The sequence below is a fragment of the Deinococcus sp. QL22 genome (assembly GCF_023370075.1).
GTDB lineage: Bacteria > Deinococcota > Deinococci > Deinococcales > Deinococcaceae > Deinococcus.
This window is the reverse complement of record NZ_CP097153.1, coordinates 25,457-41,656: the sequence shown is the minus strand read 5'-3', so window position 1 is coordinate 41,656 and position 16,200 is coordinate 25,457. Positions and strand designations below refer to the sequence as shown.

Annotated in this window: 15 protein-coding genes; 8 read left to right on the top strand and 7 right to left on the bottom strand. The window is 63.3% G+C overall.

Going from position 1 to position 16,200, the window contains the following annotated elements:
- Positions 1-131: 131 nt before the first annotated feature.
- From M1R55_RS24985 to M1R55_RS24970, 4 genes are read left to right on the top strand one after another with little or no spacing between them, the layout of a single operon-like run.
- A complete protein-coding gene (locus M1R55_RS24985; RefSeq protein ID WP_249396009.1) occupies positions 132-1,076 on the top strand; it encodes a carbohydrate ABC transporter permease in 945 nt (314 codons plus the stop codon).
- Positions 1,073-1,951 (top strand): carbohydrate ABC transporter permease, encoded by an 879-nt coding sequence (locus M1R55_RS24980; protein ID WP_249396008.1) that lies wholly within the window; start codon positions 1,073-1,075, stop codon positions 1,949-1,951. The genes M1R55_RS24985 and M1R55_RS24980 overlap by 4 nt, the downstream gene beginning before the upstream one ends.
- An 8-nt stretch (positions 1,952-1,959) precedes the next feature.
- A complete protein-coding gene (locus M1R55_RS24975; RefSeq protein ID WP_249396007.1) occupies positions 1,960-3,030 on the top strand; it encodes a glycoside hydrolase family 43 protein in 1,071 nt (356 codons plus the stop codon).
- Positions 3,027-3,926 carry a glycoside hydrolase family 43 protein gene (locus tag M1R55_RS24970; RefSeq protein ID WP_249396006.1) on the top strand — a complete coding sequence of 300 codons (900 nt, stop codon included), beginning with the start codon at positions 3,027-3,029 and terminating at the stop codon, positions 3,924-3,926. The genes M1R55_RS24975 and M1R55_RS24970 overlap by 4 nt, the downstream gene beginning before the upstream one ends.
- A gap of 67 nt (positions 3,927-3,993) precedes the next feature.
- Here M1R55_RS24970 and M1R55_RS24965 read toward each other — a convergent pair whose 3' ends face one another.
- The 6 genes from M1R55_RS24965 to M1R55_RS24940 all read right to left on the bottom strand — a co-directional run bounded on the left by M1R55_RS24965 (position 3,994) and on the right by M1R55_RS24940 (position 10,801).
- Complete coding sequence (locus tag M1R55_RS24965; protein WP_249396005.1) at positions 3,994-4,593, bottom strand: hypothetical protein; 600 nt, start codon at positions 4,591-4,593, stop codon at positions 3,994-3,996.
- A 37-nt stretch (positions 4,594-4,630) separates the two neighbouring features.
- Positions 4,631-5,977 carry an ABC transporter permease gene (locus M1R55_RS24960; protein WP_249396004.1) on the bottom strand — a complete coding sequence of 449 codons (1,347 nt, stop codon included), beginning with the start codon at positions 5,975-5,977 and terminating at the stop codon, positions 4,631-4,633.
- Complete coding sequence (locus M1R55_RS24955) at positions 5,974-6,750, bottom strand: ABC transporter ATP-binding protein (protein WP_249396003.1); 777 nt, start codon at positions 6,748-6,750, stop codon at positions 5,974-5,976. Before M1R55_RS24955 ends, M1R55_RS24960 begins: the two co-directional genes overlap by 4 nt.
- Positions 6,747-8,159, bottom strand: coding sequence for an efflux RND transporter periplasmic adaptor subunit (locus M1R55_RS24950; RefSeq protein WP_249396002.1), 1,413 nt, complete (start codon positions 8,157-8,159; stop codon positions 6,747-6,749). Before M1R55_RS24950 ends, M1R55_RS24955 begins: the two co-directional genes overlap by 4 nt.
- A gap of 141 nt (positions 8,160-8,300) precedes the next feature.
- Positions 8,301-9,365 carry a TolC family protein gene (locus M1R55_RS24945; protein ID WP_249396001.1) on the bottom strand — a complete coding sequence of 355 codons (1,065 nt, stop codon included), beginning with the start codon at positions 9,363-9,365 and terminating at the stop codon, positions 8,301-8,303.
- 62 nt (positions 9,366-9,427) lie between these two features.
- Positions 9,428-10,801 (bottom strand): TolC family protein, encoded by a 1,374-nt coding sequence (locus M1R55_RS24940; RefSeq protein WP_249396000.1) that lies wholly within the window; start codon positions 10,799-10,801, stop codon positions 9,428-9,430.
- A gap of 163 nt (positions 10,802-10,964) precedes the next feature.
- On the opposite strand from M1R55_RS24940, the gene M1R55_RS24935 reads away from it, so the two are divergent.
- From M1R55_RS24935 to M1R55_RS24920, 4 genes are all read left to right on the top strand, one after another.
- Positions 10,965-11,648, top strand: a complete 684-nt coding sequence (locus M1R55_RS24935) for a response regulator transcription factor (protein WP_249395999.1) — start codon at positions 10,965-10,967, stop codon at positions 11,646-11,648.
- Positions 11,645-13,072: a cell wall metabolism sensor histidine kinase WalK gene (locus M1R55_RS24930; RefSeq protein WP_249395998.1), complete on the top strand. Its 1,428-nt coding sequence runs from the start codon at positions 11,645-11,647 to the stop codon at positions 13,070-13,072. The genes M1R55_RS24935 and M1R55_RS24930 overlap by 4 nt, the downstream gene beginning before the upstream one ends.
- Before the next feature lie 124 nt (positions 13,073-13,196).
- A complete protein-coding gene (locus M1R55_RS24925) occupies positions 13,197-14,180 on the top strand; it encodes an aldo/keto reductase (protein WP_249395997.1) in 984 nt (327 codons plus the stop codon).
- A gap of 54 nt (positions 14,181-14,234) precedes the next feature.
- Positions 14,235-15,197, top strand: a complete 963-nt coding sequence (locus M1R55_RS24920) for an FRG domain-containing protein (RefSeq protein WP_249395996.1) — start codon at positions 14,235-14,237, stop codon at positions 15,195-15,197.
- Positions 15,198-15,327: 130 nt separating this feature from the next.
- On the opposite strand, the gene M1R55_RS24915 is transcribed toward M1R55_RS24920, so the two are convergent.
- The gene (locus M1R55_RS24915; RefSeq protein WP_249395995.1) at positions 15,328-16,185 is read right to left on the bottom strand and encodes a cyanophycinase; all 858 of its coding nucleotides are present in this window, start codon (positions 16,183-16,185) and stop codon (positions 15,328-15,330) included.
- Between the last annotated feature and the right edge of the window lie 15 nt (positions 16,186-16,200).

Genomic DNA, 16,200 nt, shown 5'->3' with positions numbered 1-16,200 from the left:
GGTCGGGTTTCCTGTTCAGGAGAGGGCCGCTCCCATTGACATGCCCCTAAAAGCGGTTGTGAGGTTCAAAAGAGCCTGTTTTCGCTCAACATCTTCTTTTCACTCACCGTCTTCAGAACGAGGTATGAGCTATGACCACCACCCACGCGCCGCCCAGCCAGCACACGACACCCAACAAACGGAATAAGGTTTCGCTTGAGCCGTACCTGTACTTGCTGCCGCACGCCGTCTTGTTCTTCGTGTTCACGGTCTATCCTATTGGTTACGGCATGTATATCAGCATGCACCGCTGGGACATGCTCAACGACAACCAACAGTTTGTAGGCTTCGAGTTCTTCCGCAACCTGTTTACGGCGGGCACGCCACAGTTCGAATTTTTCTGGCGCACGCTGCTGAATACCACGCTGTTTACTGTGGTCAGCGTGCCCCTGCTGGTGGCCTCGGCCTTGGGCCTGGCCGTGCTGCTGCACCGCCCCATTTTCGGGCGTTCGTTCTTCCGGGCCGTGTTCTTTATGCCGGGCATCCTCACGGTGTCGGTCATGGGTATTTTGTGGCGCTGGATGTTCGACAACCAGATCGGTCTGGTCAATGCTGCCCGCGACCTGCTGACGGGCGCGGCCCCGATTCCGTGGCTGTCCACCGAAGGCTTGGCCTGGGTGCCGATCGTGGTGGGCACCATCTGGTGGACGCTGGGCTTCAATATGACGCTGTATCTGGCGGCCCTGAGCAACGTGTCGGTCAGCCTGTACGAGGCAGCCTCACTGGACGGCGCGACGCCCTGGCAGCAGTTCCGGTTCATTACCTGGCCCATGCTGACGCCCATTACGCTGTTCGTCATCATCACGACCGCGCTGGCCTCGTTCCAACTCTTCGGACAATCGCTGACCATTACCAACGGTGGCCCCAGCCGCAGCACGCAAAGCGTTATTCAGTACATCACCGAAGAAGGCTTTACCAACTCGCAGATTTCCAGCGCGGCGGCTATGGGCTTCGTCTTCGGTCTGATGATGCTGATTCTGACCGGCGCACAATTCCGCATGATGGCGCGTGACGTGACCAGCTCGGGAGACAAATGACTATTTCTGCACCTCAACCCGGCCAAGTCACCAACGCTCCTTTCAAAAAGCGCCGCTTGCCGCGTGATATTCCTCGCTTCCTGATCCTGTCTTTCCTGTCCATCCTGTTTCTGGCTCCGGTGTACTGGATGATCAGCACGTCCTTCAAAACCGAGGCCGACGCGATCGCCACGCCCGTACAATGGTGGCCCGCCAATCCTACCCTGGACAATTACATCGCCGTCCTGACCTCACCCGACGGCAATATTTTGCGGTGGACATGGAATTCTCTGTATGTAGCGCTGCTGTTTACAGTTTTGCACGTCGTCGTTTGCGCTCTGACCGCCTACCCCCTGGCCCGCATGAACTTCAAGGGCCGCAACGCATGGTTCTGGATCATTCTGTCCAGCCTGATGATCCCCGGCATCGTGACCCTGGTGCCCACCTACATCATGATGCTGAACTTCAACTGGATCAATTCGTATCACGCCCTGATCTGGCCCGGCATCAGCGGAGTGTTCGGGGTGTTCCTGCTGCGGCAGTTTTTCGTGGCGATTCCCAAAGAACTGGAAGAAGCCGCCACGTTAGACGGCGCAAGCAATTTCCAGATCCTCTGGCGCATCATCTTGCCGCTCAGCGTGCCGTCGCTGGTCACGCTGGCTGTGTTCGCCTTCATGGGATCGTGGAACAACTTCTTGTGGCCGCTGTTCACCGTCACCGATGTGGACAAGATGACGCTGCCGGTGGGCATCACCACTTTTTCCCAGCGCTATACCACCGAATACGGCAAGCTGATGGCCTCGACCACACTGGCCGCCGTGCCCGCCCTGATCGCTTACCTCGTGGCGCAGCGCTTCCTCGAAGCTGGCCTCTCGACCACCGGACTCAAGGAGTAGGTGCCGACGTGACTGGTCAATTTTCTCTGAATCTGAAGCAGTCTTACCGGGCCGCCGCTGTACTGGCCGCAGGCCTGATGGCCGGAATGTTGGGAGATTTGGCCCTCGCTGGGGGCGCTGGCCCCGCGCAGGCTGGCTCCCGGCCCGCCGCCGCACAGGCTGCCACTTTCTCCAACCCCGTGCTGGACGCCAACTTTCCCGATCCGTTCGTGTTGCGCTCCGGGGCGACCTACCACGCCTACGCCACCAATGGCAGCGGCGGTAACGTGCCCTACGCGGTCAGCAAAGATTTGGTGAGTTGGACGACAGGGGGCGACGCCCTGCCCAAACTGCCCGCATGGGTGAAGCCGGGTCTGACATGGGCGCCCGAAGTGGCGCGGCTGGGCAACAAATACCTGATGTACTACACTGCCCGCGACATCAAGAGTGACCGCCAGTGCATCGGCGTAGCGGTGGCAGTCAAGGCAGCGGGGCCGTTTTCGCCCGCTGGCGGCGGCCCCATCGTCTGTCAGGCCGATCTGGGCGGCAGCATTGACGCCAGCCCCTTTGTCGACAGCAACGGCAAAGCCTACCTGCTCTGGAAAAACGACGGCAACTGCTGCAACATGACCACCGAGATTTTCATTCAGCCCCTGACTGCCGACGGCCTGCGCCTGACCGGAAAAGCCAATGGCCTGATCCAGAATTTCCAGTTGTGGGAAGGCAGTGTGGTCGAAGCACCGACGCTCTACAAAGCGGGCGGCGTGTATTACCTGCTGTATTCGGGCGGTCCCTTTGACAGCGACCTGTATGCGGTGGGCTACGCGACCAGCAAAACGGTCACTGGCCCCTACAAAAAAGCGGAAGAAAACCCGGTATTGGTCACCAAAGGCGAGATTTCCGGCCCCGGCCACCAAACCATCGTGACCGACGGTGCAGGAAAACCCTGGATCGCCTACCACGCGTGGACAACCGGGCAAATTGGCGATAGCGTAGGCTACCGCAGCATGCGAATCGATCCAGTGACGTTTAGTGGCGGCAAAATGACCGTCAAAGGCCCCACCCTTACCCCTCAACCTGCCCCGAGGCCCTTGCCATGAGCGGCCCCCGCTTTTCTGGCTACTTTGCCGACCCCTTTATTTTGGAATGGCAGGGTCAGTATTACGCCTACGGCACAGGCCGCAACGCCGGAGACGATGGCCGCGCCTTCGAAATCCTGTCCTCACCCGATCTGGAGAACTGGACATCGCACGGCGGAGCCTTGACGCCCCTGCCTGGTGAACCCCGCGACTACTGGGCGCCCGAAGTGGCGCAGTCGGAAGGTACGTTTTATATGTACTACTCGGCAGGCATAGGCGACAAACACCATCATTTGCGGGTGGCAACCGCACCCACTCCGCTGGGGCCGTTTACCGATCAGGGCCTGAACCTCACGCCCGATGAGCCATTTGCCATCGATCCGCACCCATTTCAGGATAAAGACGGTCAGTGGTATCTGTACTTTGCCCGCGACCATCTGGACGGCGAGCGGGTGGGAACCACGTTGGCCGTGATTCCGATGCAGGACATGCAGACCCCCGGCGGCCCCGTGACAACCGTGTTGCGGGCCAGCCACGACTGGCAAATCTATGAGCGCGAACGGCCAATGTACAACCAGACTTACGACTGGCACACGTTGGAAGGCCCCTTTGTGGTGGAGCGCGGCGGCCTGTACCACTGCTTTTACTCGGGCGGTGCGTGGACAAACGACACCTACGGCGTGGGGCACGCGGTGGCCGAGCATCCGCTGGGGCCTTGGCGCGAGCCAGTCGAAGGGCCGACGGTGCTGTGGAGCGGCCTGAACGGCCTGATCGGCCCCGGCCACAACTCACTGATCGTTGGCCCAGACGGAACAGACATGATCGTGTTTCATGCGTGGAACAAAGAGCATACCCAGCGGCAACTGCACCTCGCGCCGCTGGACTGGGTGACAGGGAATCCGCGCCTGCACAGCTAAAGCTCAAGTGTGAAACTCAGCAGGAGGCCCGCTCAAGTTAAATGAGCGGGCCTCCTGCTTGGTTGTTCTATTTCTTCTTCAGCAGCGCAATGTAGCTGTTTAGGGCTTCTACCCCCCGCCCTTCCTTGAAGGGATTGAATGCGCCGGGTTGCCGCTGACCCGTTCCGGCTTGACCCCCTCCCGCTTGACCCTGGGCATTCTGGCCGCCCGGACGCTGCCCACCCAGCAAGCCGCCGGGAATCCCCGGAACCCGCGCAGTTTGTCCACTCTGGCGGGCGGCCCGCTGCGCCTGCTGTTCTTTTTCTGCCTTGATCAGCAACGTATCCAGCGCCGTCAACTGCTTCTCGGTCAGAATCTTGTCTTCTATTTGTGTCAGGTATTTCTTGGCGTCGTTGGGCTGCACCGCCGAAGCTTTTTGCAGCGTGGTCAGGATGGTCAGCAGCGTCTTGGCCTGCGTTTTGGTCACGGCAGTCGCCTTGTTCTTTTCCAGTTCGGGCAGCAGGCGCACAGTTTGGGACAGGTCTTGGATGGGCTGCATGGCCGCCATTCGCGCCCGCATTTCGGGGGTCATCTGGAAGCCGGCCCCGTTGGCCGAATTGCCTTGTTGGGCGGCGGCGACCGAGGTAAGCAACAGGGCAGTGGTCAGAAACATACGGTTTGATAGCATCGTTGGTTCTCCTTGAGTTAGACTGACAGGAACGGAATTATTCGTAGCGCAGGCTTTCTACGGGATCCAGGCGAGCAGCTCTGGCAGCGGGATAGTAGCCGAAAAACACGCCCACGAGCGCACTGAACACGAACGCGACGACGATGGGTGTGACCGAAAACACCGGACTGATGCCAAAGCTGTTTCCGGCGTAAGCAGTGGCGATGCCCAGACCGATGCCAATGATGCCGCCGCCCAAGCTGAGCAGCGCAGCTTCCACCAAAAACTGGGTCAGGATGTCGCGGGGACGTGCGCCCAGCGCCTTGCGAACACCAATTTCGCGGGTGCGCTCGGTCACGCTGACCAGCATGATGTTCATGATACCGATGCCGCCGACGAGCAGGCTGATGCCCGCGATTGCGCCCACGAGGAGCGTTAGCGTGTTGGTGATGGTATTCAGGCTGGCCAGGCTGTCGGCCTGATTCTGCACGCTGAAATCGAGGTTGTCGGGGTCGGTCTGCTCGTGTCGGGCGCTCATCAGGTCGGTTACTTCGGTCACGAGGGCGCTCAGGTCGTCTTTGTTGGTGGCCTGCAAGTAAACGCTACTTACGGTGGGCTGCCCGCTGGCGCTGTTGGTGCGGCTAAAACGCTGAATATAGGTACTCAGCGGCACGATCACCTGAGAATTGGCGTTGCCGAAGCCGCTGTTGCCCTTGTCGGGCAGCACGCCCACCACCGTAAACGAGACTCCACTTAGGCGCAGCTTTTGGCCCACCGGGTCGGGCGTGTCGGCAAACAGGTCGGTGACCACCTGAGCGCCGATGACGGCTACGCGCTTGCGTCCGTCCAGGTCAGCCTGCGTAAAATAGCTGCCGCTGGCGACGGGGCTGTTGCGTACTGTTTCGTAGGCGGGCCACGTGCCCAACAGCGTCACCTGCGCGTTCAGGTCGCCCACTTTGGCCTGAATACTGCTCTGGGCGGTGGGGGCCACGCCTGCCACCCGCGCACCGAAGGCTGTACTCAGCGCCTCGGCGTCCTTGAGGGTCACGGTTTGGCGGGGGCCAGCCCGCACGAGGCTGCCGCCGCCGCCCCCACGCGCACTTTGCACCGTCAGCAGGTTGGTGCCCAGCGACTCCAGATTGCGCGTGATGCCCGCCGTGCTGCCTTGCCCGATGGCAGTCAGGGCCACCACCGCCGCCACGCCGATAATCACACCCAGCGCGGTCAGAATAGAGCGCAGCGGTGTACCGACGATGGCCCGCCAGGCAATGACGAACGCTCCGCCGAGGCCGATGCCGCCGCTTTTGCGGGGCCGCGCTGGGGCAGCCAGGACAGCAGGGGCAGCAGCGGGCGCTGTTCCGGGGGGTGGGTCAGGCTGCAGTGACCCATCTACCTGAACGGTCATGCGTCACCCCCAGGTTGAGGAGGTGGTTGGAGCGCAGCCTGAGGCATGACGCCACCGGGACGCCTGGGCGTTTGCTGCCTGTCGCTCTCAATCAGGCCGTCGCGCACCCGCACCACGCGTTCGGCATAGGCTCCGATGTCGGCCTCGTGGGTCACGATCACCACGGTCGTTCCCTCGGCGTGCAGGGCGCAGAACAGGGCCATCACTTCTTCGCTGGTGCGGGTATCCAGGTTTCCGGTGGGTTCGTCGGCCAGCAGCAGGCGCGGGCTGCCCGCCAGGGCGCGGGCCACCGCCACACGCTGCTTTTGCCCCCCGCTGATCTGAGACGGGCGGCTGCCCGCTTTGTCGGCCAGGCCCACCCGTTCCAGCAAATCCAGCGCCCGCGCCCGGCGTTCGCGGGGCGGCACTCCGGCATACACCAGAGGCACTTCTACGTTTTCCAGCAGGGTTTGGCGGGCCAGCAGATGGAAGGCCTGAAACACAAAGCCAATGTCTTCATTGCGGGCGCGGGCGAGGTCATTTTCATTGAGCGTGGTCACGTCGCGGCCCGCCAAGTGGTAAGAGCCGCTGCTAGGACGGTCAAGCAGCCCGATAACCTGCATCAGCGTGGTTTTGCCGCTGCCCGACGGCCCCATCAGCGCCACCATTTCGCCCTGAAGAATGGTGAGTGACACGCCGCGTAAGGCTTCAAAGACCAGTTCGCCCTGTGTATAGACCTTGCCGATCCCGGTAAGTTCTACGACGGGAAGGGGAGCAGCAGCAGCTGCGGTCATGGTGCGCCGCCGAAGCCAGCGGGAGGCCTGCCTACGCCGGGTGTGCGCGTCGTGCTGCCCGAGGTTGTACCAGAGGGACTGGGCGTGGTGCCGGGTACCACCACTTCTTGCCCGGATGTCAGGCCACTTCTGATCACAGTATTCGTGCCATCGGTGTCGCCTAGCTCTACCCGCACGCGCTCCGGCTCGGTGCCTTCTGTCCCCTGTACCTGTACGTAGCTGCGGCTCCGCACGGTTTCAATCGCCTTTTGCGGCACGATCAGGCCCCGGTCTTCGCTCTGCACAATTTCGGCTTCGGCAGTCATACCTGCCCGCAGCACGCCGCCTGAGTTGGGCAGGCGCACGGTGGCCGTAAACACGCTGATGCCGCTGGACTGCGTGGCCGCCGGAGACACGCGCACCACCTGTCCAGAGAAGGTTTCGCCGTCCACTGCGTCCAGCGTCACGCTGGCAGGCTGGCCCACCTTCACGCCCGCGATCTCTGTTTCGTCCACCTGCACGGGCAATTCCAGCGTGGAGTCGTCCATCAGGGTCAGCAGACCCGCCGCACTTGCCAGCACTGCGCCCTCGGTGGCGCTCACGGCACTGACCACGCCCGTAATCGGGGCGTACACCTTCAGGCCGGTACGGGCCTGCTGCGCGGTGTCGAGGCTGGCCTGCGCCTGCTGCACAGCAATCTGGGCGCTCCGCAGGTTCTCGGCGTCGCTGCTGGCGTTGGTACTCAGTTGGGTGCGCGAGGCAGCGGCGCTTGAGCGGGCGCTCTTCAGATCAAGTTCGGCGTTGGTCACGGCGTTCCTTGCTTCGTCCAGGGCTTGCCTGCTGACTGCGCCAATGGCCGCGAGTTGTTCCTGTGCATTCAGCGTGGTGCGGGCCTCGCTCAGCGTTTGCTGCACCTGTGCCACGCTGCTTTCGGCACTGGTCACGCTGCTTTGCCTGCTGGCCGCCCCCGACGCCTGAGACGCCCGCGTCGCGTCCAGGCTGGCACGCGCTTTCAAAAGATTAAGTTCGGCGGTTTTGACGCTGTCCTGCACGTCATCGCTGGTGAGGGTGGTCAGCAGTTGCCCCCTGGTGACCCGTTCGCCCACAGCGGGCAATGCGCCCACGGTGACGCTGCGGCTGACCCCCACTGTGCGGGTAGCGCTGGCTTCCAGCGTGCCGGGGCCGCTGACACTCACGCGTACCACGCCTCGCTGTACGGCCTGCGTTTGGGTGGTGGGCGTGGCGGTTTGGGCCTGTGCCGCCCGGTTGCGGGTCACGATGACGCCGCCTGTAACGCCGCCGATGAGCAGCAGTGCGCCCAGAACCCAGGGCCAGCGTTTGCGCGGTGCTGAACGGGTTGGCGTGCGCGACTGGGTGGATTGGGGGGGGGTAGGCCGGGGCGGGGAAGGATTGGGGACCGGTTCAGTCATGGGGCAACCTCTGAAAGCGTGAGGAGTGAGTGGCAAGGGCTGTGGTGGCCGGATAACTTGGCTTGCTGAACTGTGTGGGGAGAGGAGAGGCTGTGCCGTGGTTGATGGCCCAAAGCTCACCGCCCAAAGCCAGAGCCGTCCTTAAAACGTCCCCCCGATCCCCGTCAGGTTTTGCCCTGCGGCCACCGACAGGCTCCCCAACGCCTGCAATACGTCCGTCTGGGCCTGAAGTCGGCTGTACTGGGCCTTTTTGAGCGTCAACTGGGTGTTCTGAAGGTCTACCGCGCTGATCGTGCCGCTTTTCAGGCGGGCGGCGTCCTGGCTGTAGGTTTTCTGGGCGGCGGCCTCTTTGCTGAGGGCCACCTTCAGCAGTTCGGCGGCGTTGTCTACGCTCTGGTAAGCGCTACTGAGCGTGGTGGCCGCGTTCTTCTGGGCCGAATCCAGGCTGCGCTGGGCGTTGGCAAGGGCGGTGCGGGCGTCTTGCAGCGTGCGGGCAGGCGTAAAGTCGTTGTCGGCCAATTTGACACTCAGCTGGGCAGAAGCCACCTCGCCATTGGCCGAGACGACGCCCGTCAGGTTGGTATTCAGGCCCGTTTGCAGGCTCCCCAGCGCCGTTTTGAGGGTGGGAATGTTGCCCAAGGCCCCGGCCCGCACGCCCGCCGTCAGTCCGGTGGCCGTGCTGAGCTTGCCGCTGGCGAGGTTCACCTGCGCGCGGGCGTCGGCCAGATTCTGCTGCGATCCGGTCAGGGTATTGCCCGCGTTTTGCACGTCCAGAGCGGTGGCATTCTGCACCTGCAATTTCACCTGCGCCACCTGCACCGCCTTCTGATCTACCTGCACCTGAAGGGTTTGCAACTCCACGTTTTCCTGCGCCCTGAGCAGCGTGGTGTAGGAGTTGACGGTGGTTTGCAGGGTACTCAGCCGGGCACCCCGAAGCTGCACCTGCGCCAGCGTCAGCGTATTTTTGGCGTTCAGCTTGGCGGCGGCCAGAGCGCTGGGGTCGGCCTGCTGCGCGGCGTTGGCGGCCTGCGCCTTGTTCAAATTGGCCTGCGCGGTACGCACATCGGCTCCGTTTTGCAGGGCGGCCTGCACGGCGGCACTCAGGGAAACGGGGGCAGCAGTCTGGGCGAGGGCCGCAGGGCTAAGCAGCAGGGCGAGGGTAAGGGCGGTTTTGGACACGGATTTGATCGGGGTGGGACGAATCATGGGGGAGCCTCCAGCAGCAGAAGGGAGAAGAGACAAAAAAGAAACGCGTCAGGGGAAACGGGTCAATACACCGAGTGTTCGAGTTGCAATACCGCCTGCTGCGCGGTGCTGCGGGCCTGAATCAGATTGCGTTGGGCCTGTGCGAGGGCGATCTGGGCCGCCGTGACGTCGTCTTGCGTGCCTGTTCCGGCGCTCAGGCGCAGACCCGCCGCGTCCAGTCCGGCCTGCGCCACCTGCACCTGCGTTTCGCTGGTCTTCAGGTTGATGGTGGCCGTCTGGGACGCACTGTAACGGGTTCGCACATTCAGTTCGGCGTCGCTCTGGGCGGTATTCAGGCTCAGTTGGGCCTGCGTAACACTGGCCTGAGCTGCCGACACCTGCGCCCGCACGCCCGGCGAATACACCACGTAACTTCCGCTCAGGCTGGCGCTCAGGCGGTCTGCGCCGCTGCTCCCCCCCAGCGGCAGCATGTAACCCACGCCCGCCGTGCCGTCTTTCACATTCAGGCTGGCGCTCAAGCCGCCGCTTCCGGCTGGGCCGTAGCGCAGGCTGGCATTCAGGGCGGGCAGATTGGCGTCGCGCTGCTGGGTATTCAGGGTGTCCTGGGCGTCGGCCAGATCGTTGCGGGCCTGCACGACGGAGCGGCTGGACGTGCGGGCGCGGGCCACCAGTGCGCCCAGGTCGGGCAGGGCAACACTGCTGGGCGGCTGGCTGGAAAACACCGTGCCCGTCAGGTCAACATTCAGCAGCGCGGCCAGATTGCGGCGGGCGGCGTCGAGGTCTGCGGCGGCACTCAGGGCGCTGGCCTGAGCAGTCAGCACATCGGCCCCGGCGCTCAGCACGCTTTGGGGGGTGGCGTTGCCCAGGTCGGCCTGAGCCTGCGCTACCGCCTGTTGCCGCTGCCGAAACGCCAGAGTCTGATTTGCCAGCGCCACATCTTGCCCGGCCACCACTGCCGCAAGATACTGTGCATACACGTTCAGGCGCGTGCTGGCCTGCGTTTCTTGCTGCCGCGCTTCGGCCAACGCTAGGCTGCGGGCCGAGGCCTGAAGCCCGGTTTGGCTGCTGGCCCAGGGCAACAGGCCGAGGCTGACCTGCACGCCCGCGCTGCCGCTGAGGCTGGAGGCTGTGTTCACGGTGCTGCCGTCGGCGGCGGTGCTGACAAACCCGCCCGAATATCCGGCGCTGCCGTTCACGCTGACCGACAGGCCCAGCGCACTGCGGGCCGCCGCATAGTTTTGCTGCGCTACCTGCACGCTCAGCCGGGCCGCCGTGACCGATGGAGCCTGTGCCAAGCGTGTTAGGGCGTCTTCTAGAGTCAGAGCGGGCAGTGTGGCGGTCTGGGCCAGTCCTGTTGCCGACAGAAGGAACAGACCGAGCGTCAGGGTTCTGATTGGGGTTGACCTTGAGGGCGGGGGCGGCAGGCATCGACTCATGCCCCCAATCTGGGCCGGGCGCACGAAGGCCACGCGAAGGCTTTTTGAAGATTTGGCGAAGACGCTTGAAGCCGCCCCCAGACGCGAGATTATCAGCGTGGGCAGCAGCAGCAGCTTCTCGCACCTTCGCACAACCTTGCACGCCTGGGCCTACCATGCAGGCATGAGCGCCCTGATCCTGATTGTCGAAGACGAACCGCAACTGGCCGAAGTGCTGGAAGCTTACGCCCGGCAGGAAGGCTACCGTACCGAACGCGCTGCCGACGGAGTGGCCGCCCTGATCGCCTACCGCGCCGCGCACCCCGACCTGATTTTGCTGGACGTGATGCTGCCGGGCAGGAGTGGGCTGGACGTGCTGAAAACCATCCGGGCCGATGGCCTGACGCCCGTGATTCTGGTCACTGCCCGCGCCGAAGAAACCGACCAGATTGTGGGCCTAGAACTGGGGGCCGACGATTACGTGGTCAAACCGTTCCGGCCCCGCGAGGTGATGGCCCGCGTGAAAGCTGTGCTGCGCCGCGCCACCGCCGCCCTCGAAAGTGGCGAAAAACCGCTGCGGGTCGGAGAACTGGAAATTGACCGCCGCGCCGTGTCTGCCCGCGTGCACGGACATCCTTTGGCCCTCACGCCCGCCGAATTCCGGCTGCTGGCGCACCTGGCTCAGGCTCCGGGCCGGGCCTTTAGCCGCGAGGAACTGCTGGCCGCCGCCCTGCCCGAAAGCGAGGCGCTGGAACGGGTGGTCGACGCGCATCTGGCGAGTGTGCGCCGCAAACTGGACGCTGTCCATGCGGGCGGCCTGCTGCATACCGTGCGCGGCATCGGGTACAGGCTGGAGGCACCGGCTTGAGCAACTTACCCGGCCTGAGCATCTTCAGCCGTCTGAGACGCGGCCCCAGCCTGACGGTCACGCTGCTGATGACGATGCTGGCGCTGGTGCTGCTGACCACCGGCGGCATGTTCTTGTTCAGCAATCTCGCGGTCAAGCGTCAGATTGCGCGGCTGCCACCCGAAGTGCAGGCGTACCTGCGGGCAGGGCAGGCCGCCGAACGGCTGGGGCAACAGCTCGCGCCCAATCCGCCGACCCCCGAAATCCGCTTTGGGAGTGACGCCGACTTGCTGCCCCCCGGCGATTCCAGTTCAGGCGTGTCCGGCACCGTCTCCAATCCCAACGGCCTGACTGTGACCATCGAAAATGGCCGCCGCCCGCAGCCGCCCGATGGTACGGGAAGCGGGGAGCGCCGGGGCCGCACGCCATTTTCCGGTTCCCTTCCTGCCGCCCTGAATCCGCGCACACAGGATTTTGTGCGCGATGTGCAGACCAGTCTGATTCAGGCCGGATTGTTGGCCGCCAGCGCCGCGCTGCTGTTGGCCCTGCTGCTGGCGCGGCGGGTGGTGCGCCCCATCGGAGCCGTCAGCCGGGCCGCTGCACAGTTGGCCGCCGGGAACCTGGCCGTGCGTGCCCCCACACTGGGCGCAGAGCGGGAAGTGGCGGAACTGGCCCGTACCTTCAATGAAATGGCCGAAAGTCTGCAAGCCCTGGAGCGCGAACGTCAGCATGCAGTGGCCGACATTGCCCACGAACTCCGCACGCCGATTGCCATTATGCAGGCGCGGCTGGACGCCCTGGAAGACGGCGTGTACCCGCTGACGCCCGAGCAGGTGACCCTGCTGAGCGGGCAAACGCAACTGCTGACCCGCCTGGTAGGCGACCTGAGGACACTGACCTTGGCCGACGCGGGGCGCTTGGGCCTGAATCCGCAGGGCGTGAACCTGGGCCAATTGGCCGCGCAGGTGGTGCGCGATCAACAAGACCGCGCCGCCGCCCGCGCCCTGAGCCTGACCTTCCGGGCCGCGCCGTCCAATGTGTCCAGCGCCCTGACTGCCGACCCTGACCGCGTGCGGCAAGTGACCAGCAACCTGATTGAAAACGCCCTGCGGTATGCCAGCAGCCGGGTAGAGGTGCAGATAGAAACCTTGCCGGACACCGTGCAACTGCACGTGGATGACGACGGCCCCGGCATTCCCGCCGCCCAGCGCGACGCTGTATTCACGCGCTTTACCCGGCTTGATGAGAGCCGCGCCCGTGACACCGGGGGCAGTGGGCTGGGCCTCTCAATTGTGCGGGCGCTGGTAATGGCACACGGCGGGCAGGCCAGCGTAGACCGCAGCCCTCTGGGTGGGGCACGTTTTACGGTCACTCTTCCTCTGCACCTTGCGGGGCGAGAATCTCTGGGACTGCCGGGCCTAAAGATGGATACACCGCTGCGTTGATGTTGGTTGTGGACGACCGGGCGACAGAGTTGAGCCGGTCTGAATCTGTTGCTCCATTCACACCGATTTTTGCTAAAGCCCCGGCTCATCTGCCCGCCGACCCGTGCGGCGTACCTTAACCCCTATGACCATTCATAAACGGGCACTGGGACACACCGGACTGCAAGTCAGCGAAATCGGCTACGGCGCGTGGGGGATCGGGGCCGACATGTGGAAGGGCGCCCAAGACGATGAAAGCCTGACCGCGCTGCGCCGCTACATAGAACTGGGGGGCAATTTTATAGACACGGCCATGGGCTACGGCAACGGCCACAGCGAGCGCCTGGTGGGGCAAGTGGCCCGCGAGCAGGAGGGCGTGTATGTGGCGACCAAAATCAGCCCCAAAAACATGCAGTGGCCCGCCCGCTCCGGCACCCACGCCCCGGAAGCCTTTCCCGGCGACTGGGTGGTGCAGTGTACCGAGGCTAGCCTGGAGCGCCTGGGCCTGCCCTGCATCGACGTGCAACAGTTTCACGTTTGGAACGACGATTGGCTCAGTGAAGGCGACTGGCAAGAGGCGGTAGCACAGCTCAAGCGCGACGGCAAGATCAGGCATTTCGGGATTTCTATCAACGACCACCAGCCGGGGAACGCGGTGAAGGCTGTGGAAGCGGGCGTGGTAGAAACCGTGCAGGTCATCTACAACGTCTTCGACCAGTCGCCGCAAGACCGCCTGCTAGACGCCTGCCTTGCCAACGGCGTGGGCGTGATCGTGCGCGTGGCGCTGGACGAAGGCAGCCTGACCGGGAATATCACGGCAGATACGACCTTTCCGGACGGAGACTGGCGCAACAATTATTTTGGCGGCCACCGCAAGGCTGACCTTCAACCCCGGTTGCGGGCCATAGAGCAGGGCTTGGGCATTTCTACGGCGCAACTGCCCGAAACGGCGCTGCGATTCGTCCTGGCGCACGAGGCCGTGAGCACCGTGATCGTGGGCATGCGTTCGGTGCGGAACGTGGAACGCAACGCCGCACTGGGCGACGGCCAGGGCCTGTCTGACGAGCAGGTGCAACAACTGTACGCCCACCGCTGGGAGCGCAACTGGTATGAGCCAGCTTCCGATTAAAAGGGGATTGACCTCTGAACTCTCGGCCATGCCCGTTCAGGGGCGGGAAGGCAAATGAGCCCGCCTCAATCTGCCCGCGCTGGCCCGGAACCTACCGAAGAAATTCGCGTAACCTCGTGGACGCACCTGCTGGACGTGCTGTACGCCGATGGCTGGAATAGTTCGCTACGGCGACACCGTTCGCCCTACGTGTTTCGTGGATCGCACAACGCCTCGTTTACCCTCCAGACGTCGTTGCAACGCCTGGGCGGCGACCCTGCCGAAACTGAACGCCACCTGCTGCGCAATTTCCGCAAATATGCCCATCAGGAAAGCGTGCGGGGCGATACGGTTTGGGACTGGCTGGCCTTGGGACAACATCACGGCCTGCCCACGCGCCTGGTAGACTTTACCTATTCTCCGCTGGTGGCACTGCATTTTGCCACCCGCATGCCCTCGCAATTTACCCACGACGGAGCCATCTGGCGGGTCAATCCGGCCCGCGTGCATGGGCGCTTGCCTACGCCTCTGCGCGACGCTTTGGCCGATGAAGGCTCACAGGTTTTTACGGTGGAGATGTTACAGAGCGTGATGTCGCTGAGAGGAACAGCCGCCAGTTTTAGCGCCGCGCCACTGTCGGAGTTGGCGGCCCTGTCGGACACTCCATTTCTCACCTTTTTAGAGCCACCTTCGCTGGATGCCCGAATTATTCAGCAGTTTGCCCTGTTTGCGCTGCCCAGTACGCCCGAACTTCAGGTGGAAGCATGGCTGGAAGCTCAGCCTCACGCTGCCCTCAAAATCACTATTCCCGCCGACCTGAAGTGGCAGATTCGGGATCATCTGGATCAGGCCAATATTACCGAGCGCACCCTGTTTCCGGGGTTGGCGGGACTGGCGCACTGGCTGACGCTGTACTACACGACGCCGCCCCTGCCGCCTGAATCTGGGGGCGCACAGGATTTAAGGCAGCAAGAACAGAACTTGCGCGAGATGGAGGCGGAGAATGGGCCGTTGGATTTGAGCAGGAGCGGGAGTTAGAGGTCTTAAAGCAACTGAGAAAAAAGTTGCCTGTTTTTGACCGAATGGAGTGAGTGGAGGTCAGGCAGGAAGTGGGAAGAATGGAAGCGTCAGGAATCTTTGTTCTGATGCTTCCATTCGAATAACTGCTCTAGGTATCGCTCGCCTGGTTCAGTTCCAGTTCATGACTGCTTTCGACGTCTGGCGCATGGTTGGGGCGGCGCGTGCCGAGGTTGAAACTGTCCCCGTGCGCCAGCACATGCAGCCGCACATCGGTCAGCGAGAGGGCGCTGTTCTGGCCGCCGTCGGCAATGTTGGAATAGGTCACGCCCGCGCCGTCCAGCACGTAGACCGCGCCCGCGCCAATCACCCGGAACGACCCGGCATGAACCACAATCGCCGTGTTTTCATCGATGCCGATCCCCAGCATCCGGGGATTGTGCGCCACCGCGCCCAGCAGGCGGCCAATGCGCCCGCGCTCGCCAAAATGCTGATCGATCATCACGTCGCGGATCAGGCCGAGACCGGGGGCCATGTGCAGGTCGCCAATTCGGTGGGATTCGCTGCTGCTGCCGCGCACCAGCATAGTTTCGCTCATGACGCTGGCCCCAGCAGAGGTGCCCGCGATGACGCCGCCCGCCGCAAAAATCTCGTGGACGCGGGCTTCTAATGGCGTATCTCCTATCTGGCTGGTGATCCGCAGTTGGTCGCCGCCGGAAAAGAACACGCCTGCCGCGCCGTCAAAGAGGGCCTGTTTTTCGGGCAGCAGGGTTTCGGCCCGCTCCTGCACGTACAGTTCGGTCATCTCGGTGACGCCCAACGCCCCGAATGCTTTCTGATACGTTTCAAAATAGCCTTCCGGCTCGTGTGAGGCGACGGTGGCAAGGACAAGTTTGCCGCCGCGCAGGTGCTTGGCAACTTCGTGGAGAATCAGGCGTTTGCCGTCTTTGTCTTCGTGCCCGCCAATGATAATCAGCGTGCCAGATGCATTTTTATCTGATTCGGTCATAGAGTGTCCTTGCAC

Bases quoted from the DNA above. Each gene is read 5' to 3' on its own strand.
- M1R55_RS24985 (WP_249396009.1), top strand. From the start codon at position 132: ATGACCACCACCCACGCGCCGCCCAGCCAGCACACGACACCCAACAAA.
- M1R55_RS24980 (WP_249396008.1), top strand. From the start codon at position 1,073: ATGACTATTTCTGCACCTCAACCCGGCCAAGTCACCAACGCTCCTTTC.
- M1R55_RS24970 (WP_249396006.1), top strand. From the start codon at position 3,027: ATGAGCGGCCCCCGCTTTTCTGGCTACTTTGCCGACCCCTTTATTTTG.
- M1R55_RS24965 (WP_249396005.1), bottom strand. From the start codon at position 4,593: ATGCTATCAAACCGTATGTTTCTGACCACTGCCCTGTTGCTTACCTCG.
- M1R55_RS24960 (WP_249396004.1), bottom strand. From the start codon at position 5,977: ATGACCGTTCAGGTAGATGGGTCACTGCAGCCTGACCCACCCCCCGGA.
- M1R55_RS24955 (WP_249396003.1), bottom strand. From the start codon at position 6,750: ATGACCGCAGCTGCTGCTGCTCCCCTTCCCGTCGTAGAACTTACCGGG.
- M1R55_RS24950 (WP_249396002.1), bottom strand. From the start codon at position 8,159: ATGACTGAACCGGTCCCCAATCCTTCCCCGCCCCGGCCTACCCCCCCC.
- M1R55_RS24945 (WP_249396001.1), bottom strand. From the start codon at position 9,365: ATGATTCGTCCCACCCCGATCAAATCCGTGTCCAAAACCGCCCTTACC.
- M1R55_RS24940 (WP_249396000.1), bottom strand. From the start codon at position 10,801: ATGAGTCGATGCCTGCCGCCCCCGCCCTCAAGGTCAACCCCAATCAGA.
- M1R55_RS24935 (WP_249395999.1), top strand. From the start codon at position 10,965: ATGAGCGCCCTGATCCTGATTGTCGAAGACGAACCGCAACTGGCCGAA.
- M1R55_RS24925 (WP_249395997.1), top strand. From the start codon at position 13,197: ATGACCATTCATAAACGGGCACTGGGACACACCGGACTGCAAGTCAGC.
- M1R55_RS24920 (WP_249395996.1), top strand. From the start codon at position 14,235: ATGAGCCCGCCTCAATCTGCCCGCGCTGGCCCGGAACCTACCGAAGAA.
- M1R55_RS24915 (WP_249395995.1), bottom strand. From the start codon at position 16,185: ATGACCGAATCAGATAAAAATGCATCTGGCACGCTGATTATCATTGGC.